Genomic DNA, 22854 nt, shown 5'->3' with positions numbered 1-22854 from the left:
ATGGACCTGGGAATCAGGGGCAGGGCCGCGCTCGTCTGCGCCTCCACCTCGGGCCTCGGGCACGCCTGCGCGCGGGCGTTGGCCGCCGAGGGCGTGCGGGTCGTGGTGTCCGGCCGGCGGGCCGACCTGGCGGAACGGCTCGCCGGGGAACTGCCCGGGGCGCACGCCGTGCCGGTCGACCTCTCCCGCCCCGGCGCCGCCGCCGAACTGGTGACCGGGGCACAGGAAGCGGTCGGGGACATCGACGTCGTGGTGCTCAACAGCGGTGGCCCGCCACCGATGCCCGCCGCCGGGCTGGACCGGGCCGCGGTCGGGGCGGCGCTGGACCACCTGCTGCTCACCCAGCTGGACATCGTCTCGCTGCTGCTGCCCGGTATGCGCGAGCGTGGCTGGGGGCGGATCGTCGCGGTCGGCTCGGCGGGGGTGGTCGAGCCGATCCCCGGGCTGGCGTTGTCCAACCTGGCCCGCGCCGGTCTCGCCGGCTACCTCAAGACCCTCGCGGGGGAGGTGGCCTCGGCCGGGGTGACGGTGAACATGGTGCTCCCCGGCCGGATCGCGACCGGGCGAACCGTGTCGCTCGACGAGTCGGCCGCCGCGTCCGCCGGGATCGACGTGGACCAGGTGCGCGCCCGTTCGGTGGCGAACATCCCCGCCGGACGGTACGGCGACCCGCACGAGTACGCCGCCGTCGTCGCCTTCCTGTGCGGCGAGCCGGCCGCGTACGTGACCGGCACCCGGCTGCGGGTCGACGGCGGCATGACGAGAAGCCACTGACACACCCCCACCAGCCGCACCGACCACTGTGGAACGAGGCGACATGAACGACAGCAACCGATCGGGGCGGGACCTGCGCCCACTCATGCGGCCGTCGTCCGTCGCGGTCGTCGGCGCCTCGCCCAGGGGCAACCGTGGCTCGCGCGTGCTGCGCAACCTGGCGCGGTTCGGGTACCAGGGCACGGTGTTCGCGGTGCACCCCCGAGCGGACGAGGTGGAGGGCGTCGCCTGCCACCCGGATCTCGCCTCGCTGCCGGACGTGCCGGAACTGGTCGCCGTCGCGCTCAACGAGCACGCCTCGGTCGACGTGCTGGAGCAGGCGGGGGAGCTGGGGGTGCGGGCGGCGGTGCTGATCGCGGCCGGGTTCGAACCCGGCGCGGAGACCACCGCGAGAGCCAGAGCCGTGGTCGACCGCCACGACATGGTCGTGTGCGGGCCGAACTGCTACGGCGTGTACGACCGGTCCACCGGTGCGGCGGTGTACTCGGGTGGTCTGCTCGCGCCGTTACCGGCGGGACCGGTCGGCCTGATCCTGCAGTCCGGCGCGATGAGCCACAGCGTGATCGAGCCGGCGCAGGGCCGGGTGCTCGGGATCGAGTCGATCGTCACCACCGGCAGCGAGCTGACCGTCGGGGTCGCCGACCAGCTCGCCTGGATGGTGGACAACCCCCGGGTCGGGGTCGTCGGAATCTACCTCGAGGGGCTGCGTGACCCGCGTGGCTTCGGGATCGCCGCGCTGCGGGCCGCCGAGCTCGACAAGCCGGTCGTGGTGCTGTCGACGGGCCGCAGTCCCCGTGGGCGGGCCGCTGCCCGTGCCCACACCGGTGCCGTCATCGGCGACCAGAGCGCCCTCGCCGGCTATCTCGACTCGCTCGGCGTCGTCCAGGTGTCTGATGTGGACGAGTTCCGGGAGACGTTGATGCTGCTCGGATCTGGGCGCCGCGCGACCGGGAGCGCAGTGGCGGCGGTGTCCATCTCCGGCGGCGCGTCAAGCCTGTTCGCCGACGTGGCCGAGGAGGTCGGGCTCGCCCTGCCGCCGCTGTCCGAGCCGGGCGCGGCCGCGCTGACCGAGCGGCTGCCGTTGATCACCGCGCCGGGGAACCCGCTCGACATGACCGGGATGGCCGCCGACGACGTCGACCTGTTCGTCGACCTGGCGGCGACCGTGGCCGCTGAGCCGGGACTCGGTGGTCTGGTGCTGCTGCTCAACCACGCCGCCAGGGTCGAGGGCGTGCGGTTGTACCGGGCGCAGGCCGGCGCGCTCATCGACATCGCCGCGTCGGCCAGCGTGCCGGCGGTGGCGGTCGCGGTCGCCGGCGGTCCGGCCGACCCCGAGCTGGCGGAGATCCTGGCCGCAGCGGGCATCCCGCTGCTGCTGGGCCTGCGCCCGGCGGCGGTGGCGTTGCGCGCGTGGACCGGTGTCCGCCGACGCCCGACCACGTGGGCTCCGCCGCCCGCGCGTGCCGGTGGGCCGGGGGTGCCCGGTGACCTCGCGGGGGCCGCGGCGCTGCGAACACTCGCCGAGGCCGGGGTGCCGACCGTAGAGGAGCGGGTGGTCGGTGACCCGGCGGAGTTGGCGGCGCTGGTGCGCGACTGGGGTTCGGTGGTGATCAAGGCGGACCACCCCCGGATGCTGCACAAGTCCGACCTCGGTGCGGTGGCGGTGGACGTCACCGACCCCGAGGCGGCGGTCGGGCAGGCGCGTCGGATCGCCGCGCTGTTGCCGCCGGGGGACCCGGCCGGCCGGGTGATCGCGCAGCGGTTCGTGTCGAGAGCGACCGCGGAGGTGCTGGTCGGCGTGGTGCGCGACCCGCAGGTCGGGCTCACGCTGACGGTGGCGCCCGGCGGCACGCTGGCCGAGCTGTTCGGACCGGCGCGCTCACACCCACTGCCGGTCGGGCGGGCGGCGGTGGAGCGGCTGCTGGATGCCGAGCCGCTGGCCAGTCTGCTCGCCGGCTACCGGGGCGCGCCGCCGGGGGATCGCGTCGCGCTGGTGGACGCCGTGCTGGCGTTCGCCGGTCTGCTCACCCGCGACGGCGCGGGCGTCGCGGCGGCCGAGGTGAATCCGCTGCTGGTGCTGGCAGCCGGTGAGGGAGTGGTCGCCGTGGACGCGCGCCTGATCGCCGACACCGACTCGACCGAGGGGCACGGGGATCGCCACCTGTCGATCAGGGCTGAGAACCAATGAGGTGGACATCGTGAACATCAACCGCAGAACTCTTGACCGGCGTGGCTTTCTCGCTCTGACCGGCACCGCGGCCGCTGGTGCGCTGCTGGTCAGCGCGTGCGGTTCGGACGACGGACCGGGCGGTGGCGACGACGGACTGTCGATGCAGCTGAACTGGATCGGCGACTACGGCGTGCTCGGCGAGTGCGTCGCGCTGGAGAAGGGCTACTACTCGGAACTGGGCCTGAACCTGCGCATGCAGCCGGGCGGCCCGAACATCGACCCGGTGAGCGTGCTGGGCGCGGGCGGGGCCGAGTCCGGCCAGGCGTCCAGCCCGGCCGCGATGCTGGCGCGCTCGCGCGGCGTGCCCATCAGGTCGTTCGCCGCGGTGTCCCAACGGCACCCGTACGCGTACTTCTCGTTACCGCGCAGGCCGATCCTCGAACCGAAGGACATGATCGGCGCGACCATCGGCGTGCCGGCGACCGGTGTGGTCATGCTGGAGGCACTGCTCGCCGCCAACGACATCGACTCCGGCGAGGTCAAGACCGAGACCGTCGGCTCGGACTGGGCGGTGCTGGCCTCAGGGCGGGTCGACGCGATGACCGGCTACCTGACCAGTGTCCAGGGCAGGGACGTGCTCGGCGACACCGTGCACTCGCTGTCCCTTGAGGACGGCGGGGTGAATCTCTACGCCTACCTCTACCTGTGTACCGACGAGGTGCTCGAAAGCCGGTCGGAGGCCCTCGAGGCGCTGGTCGTCGGCAGCTCGAAGGGATGGGACTTCGCCAGGGAGAACCCGGAGGAGGCGGTGGCCCTGCTCAAGAAGCGCTTCCCGAACATCGACGACGCCGCGCAGCTGGAGTCGGCCAACCGGATCAGCGAGTACATCTGGACCGACGACACCGTCGAGCACGGTTTCGGCTACCAGAGCGAACGGACCTGGCAGGCCCAGATCGACATGTGGGACGAGCTCGGCCAGTTCCAGGCCGAGCCACCGAAGGCGACCGACGTGGCGACCGACGCCATCCTCGACGCCACCTCGGCCGAAAGGGTGAAGGCATGACCGTCGCCGCGTCAACCCGTGCCGATCCGGACCAGGCCGACATCGTCCTCGACGACCTCGAACTCACCTTCGAGACCGACCGGGGGCGGCTGACCGCGCTCCAGGGGGTCACGACGTCCGTCGCCAGCCGGGGATTCGTGACCATCATCGGGCCGTCCGGCTGCGGGAAGTCGACGCTGCTGCGGGTCATCGCCGACCTGCTCGAACCGACAGCCGGCTCGGTGAGCGTGCTCGGCGTCGACCCGGAGGAGGTCCGGCGCGCCAGGCAGATCGGGTTCGTCTTCCAGGACGCCGCCCTGCTCGACTGGCGAACCGCGCTGGACAACGTGAAACTGCCGCTGGAGGTGGGCGGCGGGGTGCCGGCGGGCACCGAACCGGCCGACCCGGTCGCGATGCTGGAGCTGGTCGGCCTCGGCGGCCGGGCACAGGCGTACCCGCACGAGCTGTCCGGTGGCATGCGCCAGCGGGTCTCGATCGCGCGGGCGCTGGTGTGCAACCCGCGCATCCTGCTGATGGACGAGCCGTTCGGCGCACTGGACGAGATCACCAGGGACAAGCTCAACACCGAACTGCTGCGGGTCTGGCAGGACACGGGGACCACCATCGTCTTCGTCACCCACAGCATCCCGGAAGCGGTCTACCTGTCCCAGAAGGTGATCGTGATGAGTGCCAACCCGGGGCGGGTGCGGGAGGTCGTCGACATCGACCTGCCCTTCCCCCGGCCGGCGGACATCCGTGAGTCCCAGCGGTTCGCCACGATCGCCGCGCACCTGCGCGGCCTGCTGGAGGGGTGAGGACCGTGGTCACCACTGAGGTCAAGGCCCGGGAGGGCAGGCGGACCCGTCGCGGCGGGAACGCGCGCGGGGCGCCGTCGCGGTGGATCGCCCCGGTGGTCACGATCGTGGTCGTCATCGCGTTGTGGCAGCTGGTCGTCGTGGCGTTCGGCATTCCGAACTACGTCATCGCGTCCCCGGTGGACGTCGGCCGTGAGCTGGTCGCGTCGTGGGACATGTTGATGGCCAACCTGTGGCCGACCGCGCTGGAGACCGTGCTCGGTTTCCTGCTCGGCAACGTGGTGGCGATCCTCATCGCCGTCGTGTTCGTGCACTGGAAGACCGCGGAACGCAGCCTGTTCCCGTTGGTGATCTTCGTGCGGACGGTGCCGATCGTCGCGGTCGCGCCGATCCTGGTGGTGATCTTCGGCACCGGCTACCTGCCCAAGATCCTCGTCGCCGCGTTGATCTCGTTCTTCCCGACCCTGGTGAACATGGTGCGTGGGCTGGAGGCGGTGCAGCGCCAGACCATGGAGCTGCTGCGGGTGCTGTCGGCGACCCGGCGGGAGACCTTCTTCAAGGTCCGCCTGTACACCTCGCTGCCCTACCTGTTCTCTTCGTTGAAGATCTCCGCGACCTCCTCGGTGATCGGCGCGGTGGTCGGCGAGTGGGTCGGCGCGCAGGAGGGGCTCGGCTACCTGATCATCCAGTCCACCTTCAACTTCAACGTTCCACTGCTGTACGCGACGATGGTCGTGACATCGGTGTTCGCCACCCTGTTCTTCCTGCTGATCGGTTTCGTCGAGTCCCGTGTGGTCACCTGGGCGCCGAAGACCGAGTTCTGAGCACGACAATCCATCGAGAGGACCACTGTGGAGTTCGCGGACCTGTTGTACGACAAGAAAGGCCCGGTCGCGGTCATCACGTTGAACCGGCCGGAGGCGATGAACTCGCTCACCCCGGAGCTGGAGAACGAGCTGCACCAGGCCCTCGACCTGGCCGATGGTGATCCCGAGGTCCGGTGCGCGGTGCTCACCGGCGCCGGCGCGGCGTTCTGCGCCGGCTACGACATGGGACCGGAGGGTCCTGACGGCCGGCCGATGGACCCGACCGGCAAGTCGGTCGGCGAGTACATCGACTTCTGGTACCGCAGTGACGCGCGGGCCGTGGAGAAGCTCAACCACCTGTGGCGACTGCACATCCCGGTGATCGCCGCGGTGAACGGCTGGGCGTTGGGCGGCGGGTTCTGGTACCAGCTCGCCGCGGACATCACCATCGCCGCCCGTGGCGCGGTGTTCGGCCAACCGGAGGTCCGGCACATCTCGAACTCGACGTTCCTGATGGCCGCGCTCGTCGGCTGGAAGGCCACCAACCGCTACTCACTGACCGGTGACCACCTCGACGCCGAGGAGGCGTTGCGGATCGGTCTGGTCAACGAGGTCGTCGACGACGACGCGTTGCTGGACCGCGCGCTCGAACTCGCCAACCGCATCGCGATGGTGCCCGAGGCGGCGGTCAGGGTGAACAAGGCGATCACCATGATGGGTCTGCAGGCGGCCGGGGTGAACGCCGGCATGCTGCTCAACGGGGCGCTGTCGTCCATCGTGCACTCCTCGCACGGCCCCGACCGCGAGGAGCTGTTCGACGCGCAGCGCCGCGACGGTCTGCGCGGCTACCTCAAGACCCGTGACGACAAGTTCCGTCCGGAGCCGTTCGGGCCGAGGTCGGCCAAGCCGAAGGAGTGAGACACATGACGGCGGACCAGTACCTGGCGCGGGGCGAGAGCGGCGAGACCACCGTCGTCCCGGTCATCGACATCGGCCCGTACCTGCGCGGTGAGGACGGCGCCGGCACGGTGGTCGAACAGATCCGGCACGCCTGTGCCGAGGTCGGCTTCTTCGTGCTGTCCGGCCACGACGTCACGCCGGATCTGCTCGGGCGGATGCGGGCGGTCTCCGCGGCGTTCTTCGACCTTCCGGACGAGGAGAAGCGGCGGCACACCAGCGTTCCCGGCGAGACCATGGGCTACGTGCCGATGGGCAGGGAGAACCTCGCGGCCACGCTGGACCTGGACCGCCCGGCCGACCTCAAGGAGATCTTCGACATCCGCCGTCCTGACCTGCCCGACGACCCGTACTACGGCTCGCGGATGGGTCGCCGGCTGTTCCGGCCGTTCGAGTGGCCGGCGCGTCCGGACGGGTTCGCGCGGACGTGGACCGAGTACTACCGCGCGGTGGAGTCGTTGGCGGCCAGGGTGATGGAGGTGTTCGCGCTGGCGCTCGACCTGCCGGCGGACTACTTCACGGACAAGACCGACCGCAGCGTCGACTACCTCCGCGTGATCAACTATCCGGCGCAGGACACGCCACCGGCGCCGGGACAGCTGCGGGCCGGCGAGCACACCGACTACGGCACGCTGACCCTGGTCGCCACCGAGGACGTGCCAGGTGGGTTGCAGGTGCGGACGAGGTCGGGGGAGTGGGCCGACGTTCCGCACGTTCCGGACAGCTTCGTGGTGAACATCGGGGACATGATGGCGCAGTGGACCAACGACGCCTGGGTGTCCACGTTGCACCGGGTGGCGAACCCGGACACCGGCGCGGCCTCGGCCAGGCGACAGTCGGTCGTGTTCTTCCAGAACCCCAACTACGACACCGTCATCGCCCCGATCGAGACCTGTGTGACGCCGGCGGCCCCGGCGCGCTACGAACCCGTTCCGGCCGGGGAGTGGTTGCTCAACAAGGTCACCAAGCAGCGAGCCTAGGGAGTGTGTTCTGATGGTCAGCGGATTCGATGTCAGGGCCGTGTTCGGCACCGACCGGCCGGTCCTCGGCGGGATGCTGATGCCCCCGTTGCTCGGCGCCCCCCGGTACGGCGGCTCGATGACGGCGGTGGTCGACCGGGTGCTCGCCGACGCGGAGATCATGGTCGGCGCCGGGGTGCGCGCGCTCACCCTGGAGAACGTCGGCGACAACCCGTTCGTCCGGGACGTGGCGCCGGCCGAGACGGTCGCCGCGTTCACCGTCGTCGCTCACGAGGTCCGCAAGGCGCACTCGCTTCCGTTGGGCATCAACGTGATGCGCAACTCGTGGCAGGCCGCGATCGGCATCGCGGCCGCGGTCGGCGCCGACTACGTGCGGATCAACGTCCTCGGCGACGTACTGGCCACCGACCAGGGCATCATCGAGGGCTGCGCGGCGGACCTGGTGCGACTGCGCTCGGCGCTGGGCGCCGGGCACATCAAGATCTTCGGTGACGTGGACTGCAAGCACGCCGGCCCGCTGACCCGGCGCCCGCTCGAGGTCATCGCCAGGGACACCGCCTACCGCCAGATGGCGGACGCCCTGCTGGTGACCGGAGTGGACTCGGACACCCCGCCCACCGAGGCGGACATCCGCACGGTCAAGGCCGCCGTGCCCACCGTTCCGGTGTTCATCGCCAGCGGGATGAGCCAGGAACACGTCCCGCTGGCCGGACTGTGCGACGGGACCACCATCGGAACCTACGCACGGGACTGGGACATCGACGGCCCGGTGCTGCCGGAGCTGGTGTCCTCGTTCGTCAAGGCCGTCGAGGCGCTGCCGTGACCGCGCCATCGCCTCGCCCCTCGCCGCGCCCCTCGGCCACCCGGTGGGGCGCCGCGGAGATCCACCGGTTCGACGAGATGCCGGCCGACGTCGCCAGCCGGACCTACCGCCGGTCGGCGATCCGCGGCGAGAACGCCATGGTGACCCTGAACCACTTCGAGCCGGGCAACCCGCCGTGGCCGACGCACGACCACCCGTTCGACCAGATCTCGTTCGTCCTGTCCGGACGGATGCTGGTCCAACTGGCCGACGAGACCTTCGAGGTGACCGCGCCGGCCGCGGTGTGGATCCCGGCGGACATGCCGCACTGCCTGAACATCACCGGAGACGAGCCGTGCCTCAACCTGGACGTCTTCGGCCTGCCGAGGGAGGACTTCCTCTACATGACCGAGTACCAGCGGAACACGTGGTCCACCGCGGATGGTGAGATCCGGTGAAGGCGGTGTTCGCGGCCGAGCCGAACGCCGAGGACCCGCTGTCCGGCCTGCGGTTCGGTGAGCGCCCGGACCCCGAGCCGGGCCCCGGCGAGGTCCGGGTCGCGGTCCGCGCGGCCAGCCTGAACATGCACGATGTCTTCACCCTGCGCGGGGTCGGCCTGCGGCCGGAGCGGTTCCCGATGATCCTGGGCTGTGACGGCGCGGGCGTGCTGGAGGACGGCACCGAGGTGGTCGTGCACGGCGTGGTGGCCACCCCCGGCTGGCGCGGCGACGAGACCCTCGACCCGCGTCGCACCCTGCTCAGCGAGCTGTGGCAGGGCACCATGGCCGAGTACGTGGTGCTGCCCGAGTACAACGTGGTGCCCAAGCCGCCGGAACTGTCCTTCGCCGACGCCGCCTGCCTGGGGACCGCCTGGCTGACCGCCTACCGGATGTTGTTCGTCAAGTCCGGTCTGCGGCCGGGGCAGACCGCGCTGGTGCAGGGCGCGTCCGGCGGGGTGTCGACCGCGCTGGTCGCCCTCGGCGCGGCGGCCGGCATCCGGATGTTCGCCACCGCCCGCACCGAGGAGAAGCAGGCCGTCGCGAAGTCACTCGGCGCGGAACGCACCTTCGAGTCCGGCGCGCGACTGCCCGAGCGGGTGGACGTGGTGTTCGACTCGGTCGGCCGGGCCACCTGGTCGCACTCGATGCGGTCACTGCGCCCCGGCGGCGCCGTCGTCACCTGCGGAGCGACCACCGGCGACCCGACGGCGGCCGAGATCCAACGGCTGTTCTTCACCCAGCTCCGGGTGATCGGCTCGACCATGGGCACCCGCGACGAACTGGAACACCTGATCGCGTTCCTGGTCGCCAGCGGCGTCCGGCCGACCGTCGGCGCCAGCCTGCCGCTGGCCGACGCGGCCACCGGCTTCGCCGCGATGGTCGCCGGCGAGACCGCCGGCAAGACCGTCCTGACCACGAACTAGCCCCGTTGGGAGGCTGTGATGACCACGGACGTGTTTCACCTGATCGGCGGGAAGGCCGTCGGGGTACCGGAGGTGGCCAGGGCGAACCCGGCCCGCCCCGGCGAGACCGTCTCGCTGTCCCCGGCCGGGACCGAGGCGGACGTGTCCAGCGCGGTCGAGGCCGCGCGCGGTGCCCAGCGTGACTGGGCCGCCAGGCCAGCGCCGCAACGGGGACGGGTCCTGCTGGACGCCGCCGACCTGCTCGCCGGCCGGCGCGAACAGGTGGCCAGGGACCTGACCAGGGAGGAGGGCAAGACCCTCGCCGAGGCGACCGGCGAGGTTTCCAGGACGGTGGACCTGTTGCGCTACCACGGTAGCGAGGGCTGGCGCCTGGGCGGCGACGTCTTGCCCGCCGCGCAGGCCGCGACGCACGTCTACACCGTCACGGTGCCGCTGGGCGTGGTCGGCGTCATCACCCCCTGGAACTTCCCGCTCGCCATCCCGGCCTGGAAGTGCGCGCCCGCGCTCGTCGCCGGCAACGCCGTCGTGCTCAAGCCGGCCGGGCTGGTCCCGCTGACCGCGCACCACCTGGCCGACGTCCTGGTCGAGGCGGGTCTGCCGCCGGGCGTGCTCAACATCGTCCACGGTTCGGGTTCGGTCGTCGGCGCGGCCCTCGTGAGCCACCCGGCGGTGGCCGCGGTGTCGTTCACCGGTTCGGTCGGGGTCGGCGCCGGCATCCGCGCCGCGGTCAACGCCCGCGGCGCGCGGGTACAGCTGGAGATGGGCGGCAAGAACGCCGTCGTCGTCCTCGACGACGCCGACCCGGCCTTCGCCGCCGGGATCGTCGCCGCCGGCGCGTTCGGCCTCACCGGCCAGGCGTGTACGGCCACCAGCCGGGTGATCGCGACCCCCGGGATCCACGACCGGCTGGTCGCCGAACTGGTCGAGGTGGCCGGCCGGTACCGGCCGGGCGACGGCCTCGACCAGGAGACCGGGATGGGCCCGGTGGTCGACGCCGCCCAACTGCGGACCGACGAGCGGTACCTGCGCACCGCCAGGGACCAGGGCGCCACGGTGGTGTGCGGCGGGGACGCGGACGGGCTGTTGTTCCCCCCGGCGGTGGTGACCGACGTCGCCCCTGACCACACCCTGGCCACCGAGGAGGTGTTCGGTCCGGTGCTGGCCGTGCTCCGGGCGGCCGACCTCGACCAGGCGATCGCGCTGGCGAACCGGTCGCGGTTCGGGCTGGCGGCGGGGATCGTCACCGCCGACCTCGGCGCGGCGTTCACCTTCGCCGAACGGGCGGAGGCCGGCGTGGTCAAGGTCAACCGGCCGACCACCGGGCTGGACCTGAACGTGCCCTTCGGCGGGGTGAAGGAGTCCTCCACCAACACCTACCGCGAGCAGGGCGCCACCGCGACCGACTTCTACACGTGGACGAAATCGGTCTACGTCGGCGTCGACCACCCCGGGAACGGCTGAGGAGCGCACATGCCCACCACCACCGTCGACCTGCGGCACGAGCGGGCCGTCCGCAAACACAAGCTCGCCGCCTCCTACCGGCTGTTCTCCCGGTTCGGCTTCGACGAGGGGGCCGCCGGCCACATCACGGTGCGCGACCCCGGCGACCCGCAGACCTACTGGGTCGCCCCGTTCGGCCGGCACTTCGGCACCATCGGGTCCGACGACCTGGTCCGGGTCGGCGAGGACGGCACCGTGGTCGAGGGCGACGGTCCGATCAACCGGGCCGGCTACTTCATCCACTCCGCCGTGCACACGGCCCGGCCGGACGTCGACGGCGCCGCCCACGCGCACACCACGCACGGCCGCACCTTCTCCGCGATGCGCCGCACGCTGCGCCCGCTCACCCAGGACTCGTGCGCCTTCTACCGGTCACACTCCCGGTTCGCCGAGTTCAGCGGAGTGGTGCGGGACCGGGTCTACGGCGACCGGATCGCCGCCGCGCTCGGCGACGGACGGGCGCTGATCCTGGCCAACCACGGCCACCTCACCGCCGCCGCCTCGCTGGACGCGGCGGTGTGGTGGTTCGTGTCGATGGAGCGCTGCTTCCAGTCCGAGCTGCTGGCGCTGGCGGCGGGGGAGGCCGACGAGATCGGTGCGTCCGACGCCGAGCTGACCGCCTCCCAGCACACCGTCGAGTACGCGGAGCTGTGCTTCTCGGTGCTCTACGAGCGGATTCTCCACGAGCAGCCGGACCTCGCGCTGTCCCGGCCGGACGCGTGAGGGTGTCGCGGCGTGCACGTGGTCGTCGGTGACGAGCGCATGGGGGCGATGCTGGCCGCCGCCGTGCCCGGCGTCTCGGTGACCGTCTGGGACTGGCGCTCCCGAACGGCCCCGGACGCCCTGGCGGCGGACCTGCTGGTCAGCGAGTTCTGCCCGACCCCACCCGCCGCCGGGCTCCTGGCGGGGATCGCTGGTCTGCGGGTGGTCCAGTTGCCGTCGTCCGGGTTCGCGGGGTGGCCCGCAGTGCTGCCCGAAGGAGTCACCCTGTGCACCGGCCGTGGTCTGCACGGACGGTCCACCGCCGAGGCCGCGCTCGGCGGGCTGCTCGCGGTGCTTCGCCGGCTGCCGGACGCGGTCCGGGCCCAGGACGCGGGGCACTGGGCGCCGGGCGAGACCGAGCAGTTGTCCGGGCGTCGGGTGGTCGTCGTCGGCGCGGGTGACGTCGGCACCGGGATCGCGACGGCCACCACCGCGCTCGGCTGCCCGACGGTGCTGGTCGGCCGCGACGAGCGGGACGGCGTCGCCGGCATCGACCAGCTGGGGCGGCTGCTGGCCGAGGCCGACGTGCTGGTGCTCGCCGTGCCGCTGACCGGGTCGACCCGGCGGCTGGTCGGCGCCGACGCGCTGGCCGCGCTGCCCGACGGCGCGGTGGTGGTCAACGTCGCGCGCGGCGAGGTCGTGGACACCGACGCCCTGCTGGCCGAGACCGCGACCGGCCGGCTGCGCGCCTACCTCGACGTGGTGGATCCGGAACCGCCGCCTCCCGACCACCCGGTCTGGTCCGCCACAGGGGTGCTGATCACCCCGCACACCGGCGGCTCCGCGTCGGGATGGCGTGACCGGTACACGGAGCTGGTGATCGACCAGGCGCGACGGCTGCTGGCCGGCAGCGCGCCGCGCAACGTCGTCCGGGGCGAACCGTGAGCACGGATCAGCGCGGCCGCTGGCAGGTGCTGGTGAAGGGCCTGTACCTCCAGGAGCACCGGCTGGCCGACGAGTACCTGGGACACACCGGCAACGGGGACCGCTACTACGACGGTCGGGTCGACGCGGAGGACCTGCGCACCGCGGCCCGGCAGGCGTTCCGCTACCTGATCGACACCCTGCTCGGCCGTCCGATGGAGGAGTCGGTGGCGTGGTTCCCCGGCGAGGTCGGTGCCCGTCGCGCCAGACAGGGCGTGCCGCTGGAGAACCTGGTCAGCGCGGTGCGCCAGGACTTCACCGTGGTCTGGTCGATGCTGCTGCGCTCGGCGGGCAAGGACGACCTGCCCGTGCTGGCCGCCCACGTCGACCGGTTGTGGTCGGCGGTGGACGAGCTGGTCACCCGCATCCACGTGTCCTACCTGGACGAACGAATGCGGATGTGGCGGGACGACGCCGACCGCCAACACCACCTGCTCGCCCAGGTGTTCGCGCCGGGCGGTCCGGACGAACAGGCGTGCGCGGCGATCGGCGGAGCACTGCGCGTCGACCCGGCGCTGCCGTTCTGGGTGGTGCTCGCCCCACCGGAGTTCCGGTTCGGCGCGGTGACCCGCCGGCTGACGGCGACCGGGGACACGTTCTTCGAACACGACTACCGGGGCTGCCGGGCGCTGCTGCTGCCCGCGACCCAGCGGTGGGAGCTGGAACGCGCGGTTGTCGAGGACCTGCTTGCCGGGACCGGGGTCGGGCTCGGGCCGAGAGCCGGTTCACTGGCCGCCGTTCACCGCAGCGCGGAGGTCGCCTACTGGTTGGTCCCGTTCTCCGACGCGGCCGCCGAGCGTCCGGTGACGGTCCGCGACGGGTGGCAGCGGTTGACCGTCGACCAGTTCACGGTGGCCGTGCGGGTGTTCGCCGACCACGTGCGGACCTGTCTGGCCGGGGTGGCCGACGCGGAACGGGGCACCCTGCTGGAGACCGTGGCCGAGTACGTCCAGTCGGGCAGTGTGCTGGACTCGGCGGCCCGGCTCTACTGCCACCGCAACACTGTTCTCAACCGGCTGCGCCGGTTCGAGGAGCTGACCGGTCTTGACCCGCGCCGCCCGCGTGACGGCGCGCTGACCGCACTGGTGCTGATGGCCGTTCCGCCCGCGAGCTGGTGACCGGTGGCGCCCACCGTCGCCGACGTGCTCGCCCTGCCGGTCGTCCTGGCCGGCCGGCCGGAACTGCTCAACCCCGGTGCGCCGTTGGGGCGGGCGGTGCGGTGGGTGCACGTGGTCGAGGCCGCCGACGCCGCCGGGCTGATCCGCGGCGGGGAACTGGTGCTCTGCGCCGGGCTGGCCTTCGCCGACGGGAGCGCGGCGACCCACCGCTACCTCGACCGGCTCGCCGAGGCCGGCGCGGCCGCGCTCGTCGCCGAGCTGATCGACGCCGCCGCGGTCGACCGCCTGGCGCGGGCCGCGACCCGGGTCGACTTCCCGGTGGTCGCGTTGCGCCGGGTGGTGCGCTTCGTGGAGATCACCGAGGTGGTGCATCGCGCGCTGGTGTCCGAGCGGTTCGACCGGGTCGAGTTCGCCGAGCGGGTGCACCGGCGGTTCACCACGCTCAACCTCGACCGCGCGGGGCCGGGTGACATCATCGCGCTGGCCGCCGAACTGGTGGGTGGGCCGGTGGTGTTGGAGGACCTCGCGCACCGGGTCCTGGCCTTCGCCGTCGCCGACGGACACGCCGGCGAGGTGCTCGCCGACTGGCCGGCGCGCTCGCGGCTGGCCGCCCTGGAGAAATCTCCGGACTGGCTGCGGGTCGCGGTGGACGCGGCGGGGCCGTGGGGGCGACTCGTGGCGCCGGTGCCGGCGGCGACAGCGACGGCGGCAGCGGCGGCGACGGCACTGACGGTGTTGGAGCGGGCCGGGCAGGCACTCGAACTGCACCACCTGATCGAGCGGGACCGGCACGAGGTCTCCCGGCAGTCGCGGAGCACCCTCGTCGACGACCTGCGTGCCGGCCGGATCACCGCCGAGACCGACGCCATGGCCCGCGCGTCCGCGCTGGGATTCCGGCCTGGCCGTAAGCAGCTCCCGGTCGTCGTCGCTGTCAGCGGCGACCCCGGACGCGGCACGGCCGACGTACTGACCAGGGCCGCGACGGCCCGAGGGCTGTCGCTGGTGGCCTCGTCGTCCAGGCCGGACCGGCTGGTGGCGCTGCTCGCCGTCGGCCAGGAGGGGGAGGAGCGGACACTGTACCGGCTGTGCGCCGGCCTGGCCGAGGAGTTGCCGGCGTCGCGTTGGGTGATCGGCGTCGGGCCGGCCGGCGCGGACCTGGTCACCGCCGCCGCCGGTCTTCCCGAGGCCGAGCACGTCGCCGAGGCCGCCGTGGGCGGTGGGGTCGCCGGGCGGCACCACCGGGCCAGGGACGTGCGGCTGCCCGGCCTGGCACTGCTGCTCGGTGCCGAACCGAGGGTGCACGCCTTCGCCGAGGCCCAGCTGCGTCCGCTGCTGGACCGGGAGGCACGCGGCGAGCGTCCGCTGTTGCCGCTGCTGCGCCGGTTCCTCCAACTCGGCGGTAACAAGGCCGAGCTGGCCCGCGAGCTGTCCCTGAGCCGGGCGACCCTCTACAAGCGACTGGCGACCGTCGAACGGCTCCTCGAAGCCGACCTCGACGACGGCGAGACCAGAGCGGCCCTGCACCTCGCGGTGCTCACCCACGACCTCGGCCCCGCCCGGCGCACCTAGGCTGTGGCGTCCAGCGCGCCGTCGGCCAGCCGCGCGAGCACCTCGGTCAGCACGTCGACACCGGTGCACAGGTCCTCGTCGGTGGTGTACTCCGCCTCGGCGTGGGAGATGCCCTCCACACTGGGGACGAACAACATCACCGTCGGCACGACGTCCTTGAGGTTGGTCGAGTCGTGCCCGGCGCGGGTGCGCACCCGCTGGTGGCCGATGCCGAGGTCGTCGGCGACGGCGGCGGCCAGTGCCACCCCCTCCGGGTGGTAGTGCTGGCCCTTCCACGTGTGGGAGAACCGCCGCTGTATCGAGACGTCGGCCTGGACCTCGATCTCGGCCAACCGCGTTCGCAGCACCTCGTCGGCTTCCGCGAGCAGGTCGTCGGACGGCGAACGCAGGTCGAGATGCAGGTGCACCTCGCGGGCGACCACCACCGGCGAGTTCGGGTGGACGGTGAGCTGCCCGCACGAGGTGTGCAGGTCCGTGCCGTACCGGTCGGCCAGCTCACGGAGCGCGACGACCACCAGCGCGGCACCGTAGAGGGCGTCCTGCCGGTCGGCCATCGCGGTGGCGCCGGTGTGGGCCTGGCTGCCGATCACGGACATCTCGTACTTGTTCGCGGCCCACGTCGAGTCGACCAGCCCGAGGGTGTTCCCCGCCTTGTCCAGCTCGCGTCCCTGCTCGATGTGGATCTCCGCGTAGGCGGCGACGTCCCGACCGGCGTCCAGGACGTGCCCGGTGCCCTGTCCGTCGATGGCCCGCAGCGCCGTGGCGACGGTGACACCGGCGACGTCGGTCGTCGCCAGCGCGGTGTCGAGCGGCATCGCCCCGGTGAAGACCGCGCTGCCCATCATCGACGGCTTGAACCGCGAACCCTCCTCGTTGAACCAGTCCACCACCGCGACGTTGTACCGAGGTGTCCGCCCGGTGCGCCGGTGGTGCCGGCGCAGCCGGTCGGCGGCGTGCGCGGCCGCCAGCACCCCGTAGGCGCCGTCGAACCGGCCGCCGCGCGGCTGGCTGTCCAGGTGGGAGCCGGCCAGCACGTAGGGCCGGCCGGGGGCGAGTTCGAGCAGCCCGAACAGGTTTCCCACCTGGTCCTGGCGGACGGCGAACCCCCGTTCGGTGAGCCAGGAGCCCAGCCACGCGCGGGTCTGCCCGTCGGCGTCGGTGGCGGCCTGCCGTTCCACCCCGCCGGCCGGCGTGGCGCCGATCGCGGACAGGGTCGTGAAGTCGGCCAGCAGTGCGGCGTCGGCGACGTCGTCACGCGGTACCCGGATGGTCATGGTTGGCTCCTCGTCACAGCATCGCCGGCGCCGCGGGACGCAGCGCGGGGACGACGGTGTCGCCGTAGGCGGTCAGGGTCTGGTCGATGCCGTCGTGCTGGAGGTAGACGGCGAACTGGTCCACCCCGAGCGCGCGCAGGTCCTTGAGCTTCGCGACGTGGTCGGCCGGCTCGCCCAGCACACAGAAACGCTCGACGATCTCGTCCGGCACGAACGCGGTGTGCGTGTTGCCGGCCTGGCCGTGCTGGTTGTAGTCGTAGCCCCGGCGCCCGGCGATGTAGTCGGTCAACGCCTTCGGTGTGCCGCCACCGGTGTCGCCGTAGCGGGCCACGATGTCCGCGACGTGGTTGCCGACCATCCCGCCGAACCAGCGGCACTGGTCGCGCTGGTGACCCCGGTCGCCACCGACGTAGGCTGGCGCCGCGACGACGATGGTGACCTCGGCCGGGTCGCGGCCGGCGTCGGCGGCGGCGTTGCGGACCCGTTCGATCGTCCACGCGGCGATGTCCGGGTCGGCCAGTTGCAGGATGAAGCCGTCGGCGTGCCGGCCGACCAGTTCCAGCGCCCGCGGCCCGTAGGCGGCGACGTGCACCCCGAGCCGCGACCGCGACGCCCACGGGATGCGCAGGGTGGCGCCGTTGACCTCGGCGGTGCGCCCGTTGGCCAGCTCACGGATGGTGGTGACGGCGGTACGCAGGTCGGCCAGGGTCGACGGGCGTCCGGACAGCACGCGGACGGCACTGTCGCCCCGGCCGATCCCGCACACGGTCCGGTTGCCGTACATGGAGTTCAGCGTGGCGAACACCGAGGCGGTGACCGTCGCGTCGCGGGTGAGCGGATTGGTCACCATCGGGCCGACGGTGACGGTTCGGGTGGCCTCCAGGATCCGCGAGTGGATGACGTAGGGCTCCTGCCACAGGATGTGCGAGTCGAACGTCCACACGTGGGTGAAGCCGCGGTTCTCCGCCCGTACGGCGGTCTCCACCACGCGGGAGGCCGGGGGGTTGGTCTGTAGAACGATGCCGAGGTCCATGGGATCCCTCCTGTGGCACCGACGGTAGGCGCGCGGCCGCGAACGGCTCAATGGCCAGGAGCACCGGGTTGGGCGAACCGACTGTGCCACCGCACACCCGACCCGCGTGGTGGTTCCTGTCGGCCGAGCCTTCGGGGCGAGCCGGTGTCGCACCGTGTCATCACGGGCGGCGGCGCAGCCCGTCCAGCACGAGGGTGATGACACCGTCGGCCTCGGCCCGCCAGTGGGGACGGTCATGGGCCGCGCCGATGCCGTGCAGCGCCATCATCACGGCGCCGGCGTCGACGTCGTCGCGGACGGTGCCTTCCTGTGAGGCTGCGGCCACCAGGTCGGTCACGGCCTGTTCCAGTGCCTGGCTGCCCTCGGCGAGGTCACCTGAGCGGTGGGCCATGAGGGTGGCCAGTGTGCGGGCCAGGCCGTGGTGGGCGGCGATGTGGTCGACCATGTCGCGCAGGAACGTCGCCAGAGCGTCCGCCGCGGGCAGTGTGGCCCGCAGGTGGCCGGCGCGCTCGCACAGCGCGGCGACTTCCCCGCGGTAGACCGCTTCGGCCAGTGCCTCGCGGGTGGGGAAGTGACGGTACAGCGTGCCGGTGCCCACCCCGGCCAGCCGGGCGAAGTCATCGAAGCGCACGTCGAAGAAGTCGCCGGTGTCGAAGACCTCACGGGCCTTGGCGATCAGGGCGTCGCGCTTGCGCTGGGCGTCGGCCCGCAGCGGCTTGTCGGCGGTCATGCGCTCTCTCGGATTGACAAATGGAGATGGTCTCCATATTTTGACAATTGGAGATGATCTCCAGATCGATGGTACCCCACGAGGTGTCGCGTGAAGATCCTGATGTTCGGCCGAGGCGTGATCGCCACCATCTACGGCTGGGCCCTGCGACGGGCCGGGCATGACGTCGAGTTCTACGTCCGGCCGGGCCGCGCCGCGACGTACGGGGACGCGGTGGATCTCAACCTGCTCGACACACGGCGCCGGGTGTGGGGGCAGCGCGTCGTCGAGACGTGGCCGGTGCGCTACCGCGAGGCGCTGGAACCCGGCCACGACTTCGACCTGATCGTGCTCAGCGTGCCGCACCACCGTCTTCCCGAGGCGACCACCTTCCTGTCCCCGCGTGTCGGCCAGGCCACGGTGTTGGTCTTCGGCAACATCTGGACCGAGCCGCGCGCCGCGGTCGGCGCACTCCCACTCGACCGGATCGCCTGGGGCTTTCCCCAGGCCGGTGGCGGTTTCGGCGCGGACGGCGTGCTCCGCGCGGCGTTGCTGCCGTCGGTCATCTTCGGCACCCTCGGCCAGCCCCCGACCGACCGGGAGCGGGCCGCGCGCCAGGCGTTTCGCGAGGCCGGGTTCCGGATCAAGGAGAGGCCCGACTTCCGCGGCTGGCTGTGGGTCCATTTCGCGTCGGATGCCGGCCTGCTCTCGCAGGGCCTGCGGCTGGGTTCGCTGTCCAAGCTGGTCGGGGCAACGAGCGACCTGCGCGAGGGGTTGCTGGCTGGCCGCGAGCTGCTGCCGCTCCTCACGGCGCGCGGCCTTGACCTGCGACGCCACCGGGGCGGTGTGCTGCTGTTCCGCGCGCCCACCTGGCTGACGGCCCCCGCGCTCGCCTGGCTGACCGCTCATGTCCCGCTTGCGCGCGTGAGTTTCGCGGCGCATTCCGACCCCGACGCCGAGGAGCCGCGCGAGGTCTGCCGGGACACCCTGACCGAAGCACGACGGTTGGGCATCTCCGTACCGCGACTGGAAGCGGCGCAACCGCACTTCGCCCGTGAGGGGACGGACCGGGTCTGAAGTCACCGATGTCGAACGACCGGCGGTTCAGCGCCGTCGGCCTCAGCCACCCCGCACCGCCACCGGCAGGCGGATGGTGCCGCTGACCGAGCGCTCGCTACGATGTTAGTGACTAACATCTTCTGATCGTGGTGGCGGGTCTCATGGCGGACTGGCGGGAGCGCAAGAAGGCGCTGACGAGGCAACGGTTGCAGGAGCAGGCGTTGCGGTTGTTCGTCGAGCATGGGTACGAGGCGACGACGGTGGCGCGGATCGCGGCGGCGGCCGGGGTGTCGCACATGACGTTCTTCCGGTACTTCCCGACCAAGGAAGACGTCGTGCTCAGTGATTCCTACGACCCCCTGCTGGTGGCGGCGATCCGCGCGCGGCCGGCGACCGAGGGCCCGGTGACCAGGATCCACGGTGCGGTGCGGGACGGCCTGGGCGTGATCTACGCGGCGGACCGGGACGCGTTGCTGGAGCGGGTGCGGCTCGCGCTGCGGACCCCCGCGTTGCGCGCGCGGTTGTGGGAGAACCAGTTCGCCACGCGGGACCTGTTGGCCGAGGCGGTGTCCGAGGGGGCGCCCACGTTCGGTACGCGGGTCCTGGCCTCGGTCTGCCTGGCGGCGTTGACCAGTGCGCTGGAGGAGTGGGTGGCCGACGACGGCGCGGCCGAACTGCCCGACCTCATCGACGACGCCTTCCGTGCCCTGGCCGACGGGCGGTCGACATGACGGTCATCGAGGTGTCGGAGTTGCGGATGCGGTACCGGGGGGCCGCCAGGTGTGCCGTGGACGGGATCTCGTTCACCGTGGCCGGTGGGGAGATCCTCGGGTTCCTCGGTCCGAACGGTGCCGGCAAGTCGACCACGCAGCGGATCCTCACGGGCCTGTTGTCCGGCCACCAGGGGCGGGCCGAGGTGCTGGGCCGATCCGTCGCCCGGTGGGGGCCGGAGTACTACGAGCACATCGGTGTCGGGTTCGAGTTGCCGGCGAGGTTCTCGCGCCTCACCGCGCGGGAGAACCTCGCCGCCTTCGCGGCCCTCTACTCCGGGCCGGTGGACGACCCCGACGAGTTGCTGGAGGCCGTCGACCTCGCCGACGCGGCCGACCGGGTGGTGGCCGAGTTCTCCAAGGGCATGCTGATGCGTCTGAACCTGGCCAGGGCGCTGGTGAACCGCCCCAAGGTGCTGTTTCTCGACGAACCGACCTCGGGGATGGACCCCGTGCACGCCGGCCTGGTTCGCGACCTGATCCGCCGGCAGCCCGAGTTGGGCCGCACGGTCTTGCTCACCACGCACGACATGGCCGCCGCCGAGTTGCTCTGCGACCGGGTGGCGTTCCTGGTCGACGGGCGTATCGCCGCCCTCGACACGCCGCGCGACCTGCGTCTGGCCCACGGCCGACCGGGTGTCGTGGTCGAGTACCGGGCGGGGAACGTGGTGCGGCGCAAGGAGTTCCCGTTGTCGGGTCTCGGTGACGACCCGGAGTTCGTCGCGCTGTCGCGTGACGGTCTGGTGGAGACCATCCACACCCGTGAGGCCACTCTGGACGACGTGTTCGTCGCGGTGACCGGCGGACGGCTGTGAACCGCGTCCGCGCGGCGATCGCTCTCGAGTGGACCGTGCAGTGGCGCTACCGGGTCCCCGCCGTCGCCGTCGCGGTCACCGCGGTGTGGACGGTGGCGCTGTCGGCGATGCCGGACCCGGTGGCCCGAGGGGCCGGGCCGTTGATCCTGACCATCGACACCGCGACCTTCGGGTCGTTCTTCGTCGCCGCGCTGGTCCTGTTCGAGCGTGGTGAGGGTGCGGCCGCGGCGCTGGCCGTCAGCCCACTGCGGTTCGGTGAGTACCTCGGAGCCAAGGTCGGCACCCTGACCGCGCTGTCGGCCGTCTCCGCCGTTCCGGTCGCCCTGGTGTCCGGGGTGGGTCCTGGCACGGCGCTGGTCGGGGTGGTCCCGCTGGCGGTGCTGTTCCTCGTGCTCAACCTTGCCCTGGTGACACGACACGACTCGCTCGTCGGGTTCCTCACCGTGGCGCCCGTGCTGTTGGTGCCGCTCATCGCCGCGCCGCTGGTCCACCTGTCCGGCGTGGTCGACCATCCGCTGCTGTTCCTCGTGCCGACGACCGGCGCCGCGAGTGTCCTTCGCGGCGGCACCGGGCCCGTCGCGTTCGCTGGTGCGATGGGCTACCTGCTGGTGGCCGTCGCCGTCGGCCTCTGGTTCGCCCGGCGGTCCCACCGGCGTTCGGGTGTCGGCGTGAACCGGGTGCGGGTGCCCCGCGAACACCGCCGGCGCTGGACCCGGCGGGGATGGCTCATCGCGTTGGTCGACATCGACCGTCGTCTCGCGGCGCGCAGCGCGCTGCTGACCGTGGTGCTCGCCGGGCCGGTCCTGCTGGCCGCCGCGCTGCGGCTGGGCTACCCACCCCTGGCCGGCTACGCGCACGAACGGTTCGGCGTCGACCTCGTGCCGTACCAACCGGTCCTGCTGGCGTCGCTGGTGGTGCTGCACGTGCCGTTGATCGTCGGCATGGTCGGCGCCCTGCTGGTCCTCGACGACGTCGACGACCACGTCGTGCTGGTGTTGCGGGTCAGCCCGGTCACGATGCCGCGCTATCTCGCCTACCGCGCGGTCGCGGTGGCCGTCGTCACGGCGGCCCTGCTGGCCGTGACCGTTCCGCTGAGCGGTCTGGCGCCGGACCTGTCGCGCACGATGCCCGGCCTGGCGCTGGCCGCCGCGCAGGCACCGCTGGTCACCCTCGCCACGGCCGCGTTCGCACGGAACAAGGTCGAGGGCCTCGCCTGGCTGAAGATTCTCGGACTGCTGCCCACGGTGATCGCGCCGGCCGTGTGGTGGTTGCCGGAGTTGGCGCAGTGGCCGTTGCGGATCCTGCCCTACTACTGGACCGTCGATCTCCTGTGGCGACCGGGCCCGCTGAGCCTGCTCGCCGGCCTGGCACTCACCGCGGTGGCCGTGGTCCTGCTGTCCCGGAGGACCCTGCGCCGGCTGAACGGCTAGATCTATGCGGTTTCTTTACGCGCCGTTTGGTGAACGTTCTGTACGCTGCGTGGGTATGACGTTGACGCAACGTGGCGTGTCCGTGGGCGACAGCTCGCGTGTCCGTGGCCGCTTGTCGTCGT

At 72.2% G+C, this 22854-nt stretch carries 22 protein-coding genes; 19 read left to right on the top strand and 3 right to left on the bottom strand.

Annotated elements, in window-relative coordinates:
- The 15 genes from BLA60_RS27505 to BLA60_RS27435 are packed head-to-tail and all read left to right on the top strand — an operon-like array spanning position 1 to position 15642.
- Positions 1-774: an SDR family oxidoreductase gene (locus tag BLA60_RS27505; RefSeq protein WP_075135913.1), complete on the top strand. Its 774-nt coding sequence runs from the start codon at positions 1-3 to the stop codon at positions 772-774.
- A gap of 43 nt (positions 775-817) precedes the next feature.
- On the top strand, positions 818-2962 hold the full coding sequence (locus BLA60_RS27500; protein ID WP_075135912.1) for an acetate--CoA ligase family protein: 2145 nt from the start codon (positions 818-820) through the stop codon (positions 2960-2962).
- A gap of 10 nt (positions 2963-2972) precedes the next feature.
- On the top strand, positions 2973-4007 hold the full coding sequence (locus BLA60_RS27495) for an ABC transporter substrate-binding protein (RefSeq protein WP_154814647.1): 1035 nt from the start codon (positions 2973-2975) through the stop codon (positions 4005-4007).
- On the top strand, positions 4004-4801 hold the full coding sequence (locus tag BLA60_RS27490; RefSeq protein WP_075135911.1) for an ABC transporter ATP-binding protein: 798 nt from the start codon (positions 4004-4006) through the stop codon (positions 4799-4801). The genes BLA60_RS27495 and BLA60_RS27490 overlap by 4 nt, the downstream gene beginning before the upstream one ends.
- A gap of 5 nt (positions 4802-4806) precedes the next feature.
- Positions 4807-5625 carry an ABC transporter permease gene (locus BLA60_RS27485; protein ID WP_075136011.1) on the top strand — a complete coding sequence of 273 codons (819 nt, stop codon included), beginning with the start codon at positions 4807-4809 and terminating at the stop codon, positions 5623-5625.
- Positions 5626-5652: 27 nt separating this feature from the next.
- The gene (locus tag BLA60_RS27480; protein WP_075135910.1) at positions 5653-6525 is read left to right on the top strand and encodes an enoyl-CoA hydratase/isomerase family protein; all 873 of its coding nucleotides are present in this window, start codon (positions 5653-5655) and stop codon (positions 6523-6525) included.
- 5 nt (positions 6526-6530) lie between these two features.
- On the top strand, positions 6531-7544 hold the full coding sequence (locus tag BLA60_RS27475) for an isopenicillin N synthase family dioxygenase (RefSeq protein WP_075135909.1): 1014 nt from the start codon (positions 6531-6533) through the stop codon (positions 7542-7544).
- 13 nt (positions 7545-7557) lie between these two features.
- The gene (locus BLA60_RS27470) at positions 7558-8367 is read left to right on the top strand and encodes a BtpA/SgcQ family protein (RefSeq protein ID WP_075135908.1); all 810 of its coding nucleotides are present in this window, start codon (positions 7558-7560) and stop codon (positions 8365-8367) included.
- Positions 8364-8804 (top strand): cupin domain-containing protein, encoded by a 441-nt coding sequence (locus BLA60_RS27465; protein ID WP_075135907.1) that lies wholly within the window; start codon positions 8364-8366, stop codon positions 8802-8804. Before BLA60_RS27470 ends, BLA60_RS27465 begins: the two co-directional genes overlap by 4 nt.
- Positions 8801-9769: a zinc-binding dehydrogenase gene (locus tag BLA60_RS27460; protein ID WP_075135906.1), complete on the top strand. Its 969-nt coding sequence runs from the start codon at positions 8801-8803 to the stop codon at positions 9767-9769. The genes BLA60_RS27465 and BLA60_RS27460 overlap by 4 nt, the downstream gene beginning before the upstream one ends.
- 18 nt (positions 9770-9787) lie before the next feature.
- Positions 9788-11230, top strand: coding sequence for an aldehyde dehydrogenase family protein (locus tag BLA60_RS27455; protein WP_075135905.1), 1443 nt, complete (start codon positions 9788-9790; stop codon positions 11228-11230).
- A gap of 9 nt (positions 11231-11239) precedes the next feature.
- Entirely contained in the window at positions 11240-11992 is a 753-nt protein-coding gene (locus BLA60_RS27450) for a class II aldolase/adducin family protein (RefSeq protein ID WP_075135904.1), read from the top strand.
- A 12-nt stretch (positions 11993-12004) separates the two neighbouring features.
- Positions 12005-12916 carry an NAD(P)-dependent oxidoreductase gene (locus BLA60_RS27445; protein ID WP_084735310.1) on the top strand — a complete coding sequence of 304 codons (912 nt, stop codon included), beginning with the start codon at positions 12005-12007 and terminating at the stop codon, positions 12914-12916.
- Positions 12913-14073 (top strand): PucR family transcriptional regulator, encoded by a 1161-nt coding sequence (locus tag BLA60_RS27440; RefSeq protein WP_084735309.1) that lies wholly within the window; start codon positions 12913-12915, stop codon positions 14071-14073. The genes BLA60_RS27445 and BLA60_RS27440 overlap by 4 nt, the downstream gene beginning before the upstream one ends.
- A gap of 3 nt (positions 14074-14076) precedes the next feature.
- The gene (locus BLA60_RS27435) at positions 14077-15642 is read left to right on the top strand and encodes a PucR family transcriptional regulator (protein WP_075135903.1); all 1566 of its coding nucleotides are present in this window, start codon (positions 14077-14079) and stop codon (positions 15640-15642) included.
- Here BLA60_RS27435 and BLA60_RS27430 read toward each other — a convergent pair.
- The 3 genes from BLA60_RS27430 to BLA60_RS27420 form a co-directional block, all read right to left on the bottom strand.
- The gene (locus BLA60_RS27430; RefSeq protein WP_075135902.1) at positions 15639-16916 is read right to left on the bottom strand and encodes a M20 family metallo-hydrolase; all 1278 of its coding nucleotides are present in this window, start codon (positions 16914-16916) and stop codon (positions 15639-15641) included. The genes BLA60_RS27435 and BLA60_RS27430 overlap by 4 nt on opposite strands.
- Positions 16917-16929: 13 nt before the next feature.
- Positions 16930-17949: a TIGR03842 family LLM class F420-dependent oxidoreductase gene (locus tag BLA60_RS27425; protein WP_075135901.1), complete on the bottom strand. Its 1020-nt coding sequence runs from the start codon at positions 17947-17949 to the stop codon at positions 16930-16932.
- A gap of 160 nt (positions 17950-18109) precedes the next feature.
- Complete coding sequence (locus BLA60_RS27420) at positions 18110-18679, bottom strand: TetR/AcrR family transcriptional regulator (protein ID WP_075135900.1); 570 nt, start codon at positions 18677-18679, stop codon at positions 18110-18112.
- 90 nt (positions 18680-18769) lie between these two features.
- Between BLA60_RS27420 and BLA60_RS27415 the strand changes: the two genes are divergently transcribed.
- From BLA60_RS27415 to BLA60_RS27400, 4 genes are all read left to right on the top strand, one after another.
- The gene (locus tag BLA60_RS27415) at positions 18770-19735 is read left to right on the top strand and encodes a ketopantoate reductase family protein (RefSeq protein ID WP_075135899.1); all 966 of its coding nucleotides are present in this window, start codon (positions 18770-18772) and stop codon (positions 19733-19735) included.
- A gap of 128 nt (positions 19736-19863) precedes the next feature.
- A complete protein-coding gene (locus tag BLA60_RS27410; RefSeq protein WP_211288865.1) occupies positions 19864-20448 on the top strand; it encodes an acyl-CoA-like ligand-binding transcription factor in 585 nt (194 codons plus the stop codon).
- Entirely contained in the window at positions 20445-21302 is an 858-nt protein-coding gene (locus BLA60_RS27405) for an ABC transporter ATP-binding protein (protein ID WP_075135897.1), read from the top strand. The genes BLA60_RS27410 and BLA60_RS27405 overlap by 4 nt, the downstream gene beginning before the upstream one ends.
- The gene (locus BLA60_RS27400; RefSeq protein WP_075135896.1) at positions 21299-22732 is read left to right on the top strand and encodes a fluoroquinolone export ABC transporter permease subunit; all 1434 of its coding nucleotides are present in this window, start codon (positions 21299-21301) and stop codon (positions 22730-22732) included. The genes BLA60_RS27405 and BLA60_RS27400 overlap by 4 nt, the downstream gene beginning before the upstream one ends.
- Positions 22733-22854 lie beyond the last annotated feature (122 nt).

It is taken from the genome of Actinophytocola xinjiangensis, assembly GCF_001921215.1.
Classification (GTDB): Bacteria; Actinomycetota; Actinomycetes; order Mycobacteriales; family Pseudonocardiaceae; genus Actinophytocola; species Actinophytocola xinjiangensis.
The sequence above is the reverse complement of the archived record's forward strand: the minus strand, read 5'-3'. Positions and strand labels throughout refer to the sequence as shown.

What these genes read in the sequence shown, in the direction of transcription:
- BLA60_RS27505 (WP_075135913.1), top strand. Translation starts at nt 1, where the DNA reads ATGGACCTGGGAATCAGGGGCAGGGCCGCGCTCGTCTGCGCCTCCACC.
- BLA60_RS27500 (WP_075135912.1), top strand. Translation starts at nt 818, where the DNA reads ATGAACGACAGCAACCGATCGGGGCGGGACCTGCGCCCACTCATGCGG.
- BLA60_RS27490 (WP_075135911.1), top strand. Translation starts at nt 4,004, where the DNA reads ATGACCGTCGCCGCGTCAACCCGTGCCGATCCGGACCAGGCCGACATC.
- BLA60_RS27475 (WP_075135909.1), top strand. Translation starts at nt 6,531, where the DNA reads ATGACGGCGGACCAGTACCTGGCGCGGGGCGAGAGCGGCGAGACCACC.
- BLA60_RS27470 (WP_075135908.1), top strand. Translation starts at nt 7,558, where the DNA reads ATGGTCAGCGGATTCGATGTCAGGGCCGTGTTCGGCACCGACCGGCCG.
- BLA60_RS27455 (WP_075135905.1), top strand. Translation starts at nt 9,788, where the DNA reads ATGACCACGGACGTGTTTCACCTGATCGGCGGGAAGGCCGTCGGGGTA.
- BLA60_RS27450 (WP_075135904.1), top strand. Translation starts at nt 11,240, where the DNA reads ATGCCCACCACCACCGTCGACCTGCGGCACGAGCGGGCCGTCCGCAAA.
- BLA60_RS27430 (WP_075135902.1), bottom strand. Translation starts at nt 16,916, where the DNA reads ATGACCATCCGGGTACCGCGTGACGACGTCGCCGACGCCGCACTGCTG.
- BLA60_RS27425 (WP_075135901.1), bottom strand. Translation starts at nt 17,949, where the DNA reads ATGGACCTCGGCATCGTTCTACAGACCAACCCCCCGGCCTCCCGCGTG.
- BLA60_RS27420 (WP_075135900.1), bottom strand. Translation starts at nt 18,679, where the DNA reads ATGACCGCCGACAAGCCGCTGCGGGCCGACGCCCAGCGCAAGCGCGAC.
- BLA60_RS27405 (WP_075135897.1), top strand. Translation starts at nt 20,445, where the DNA reads ATGACGGTCATCGAGGTGTCGGAGTTGCGGATGCGGTACCGGGGGGCC.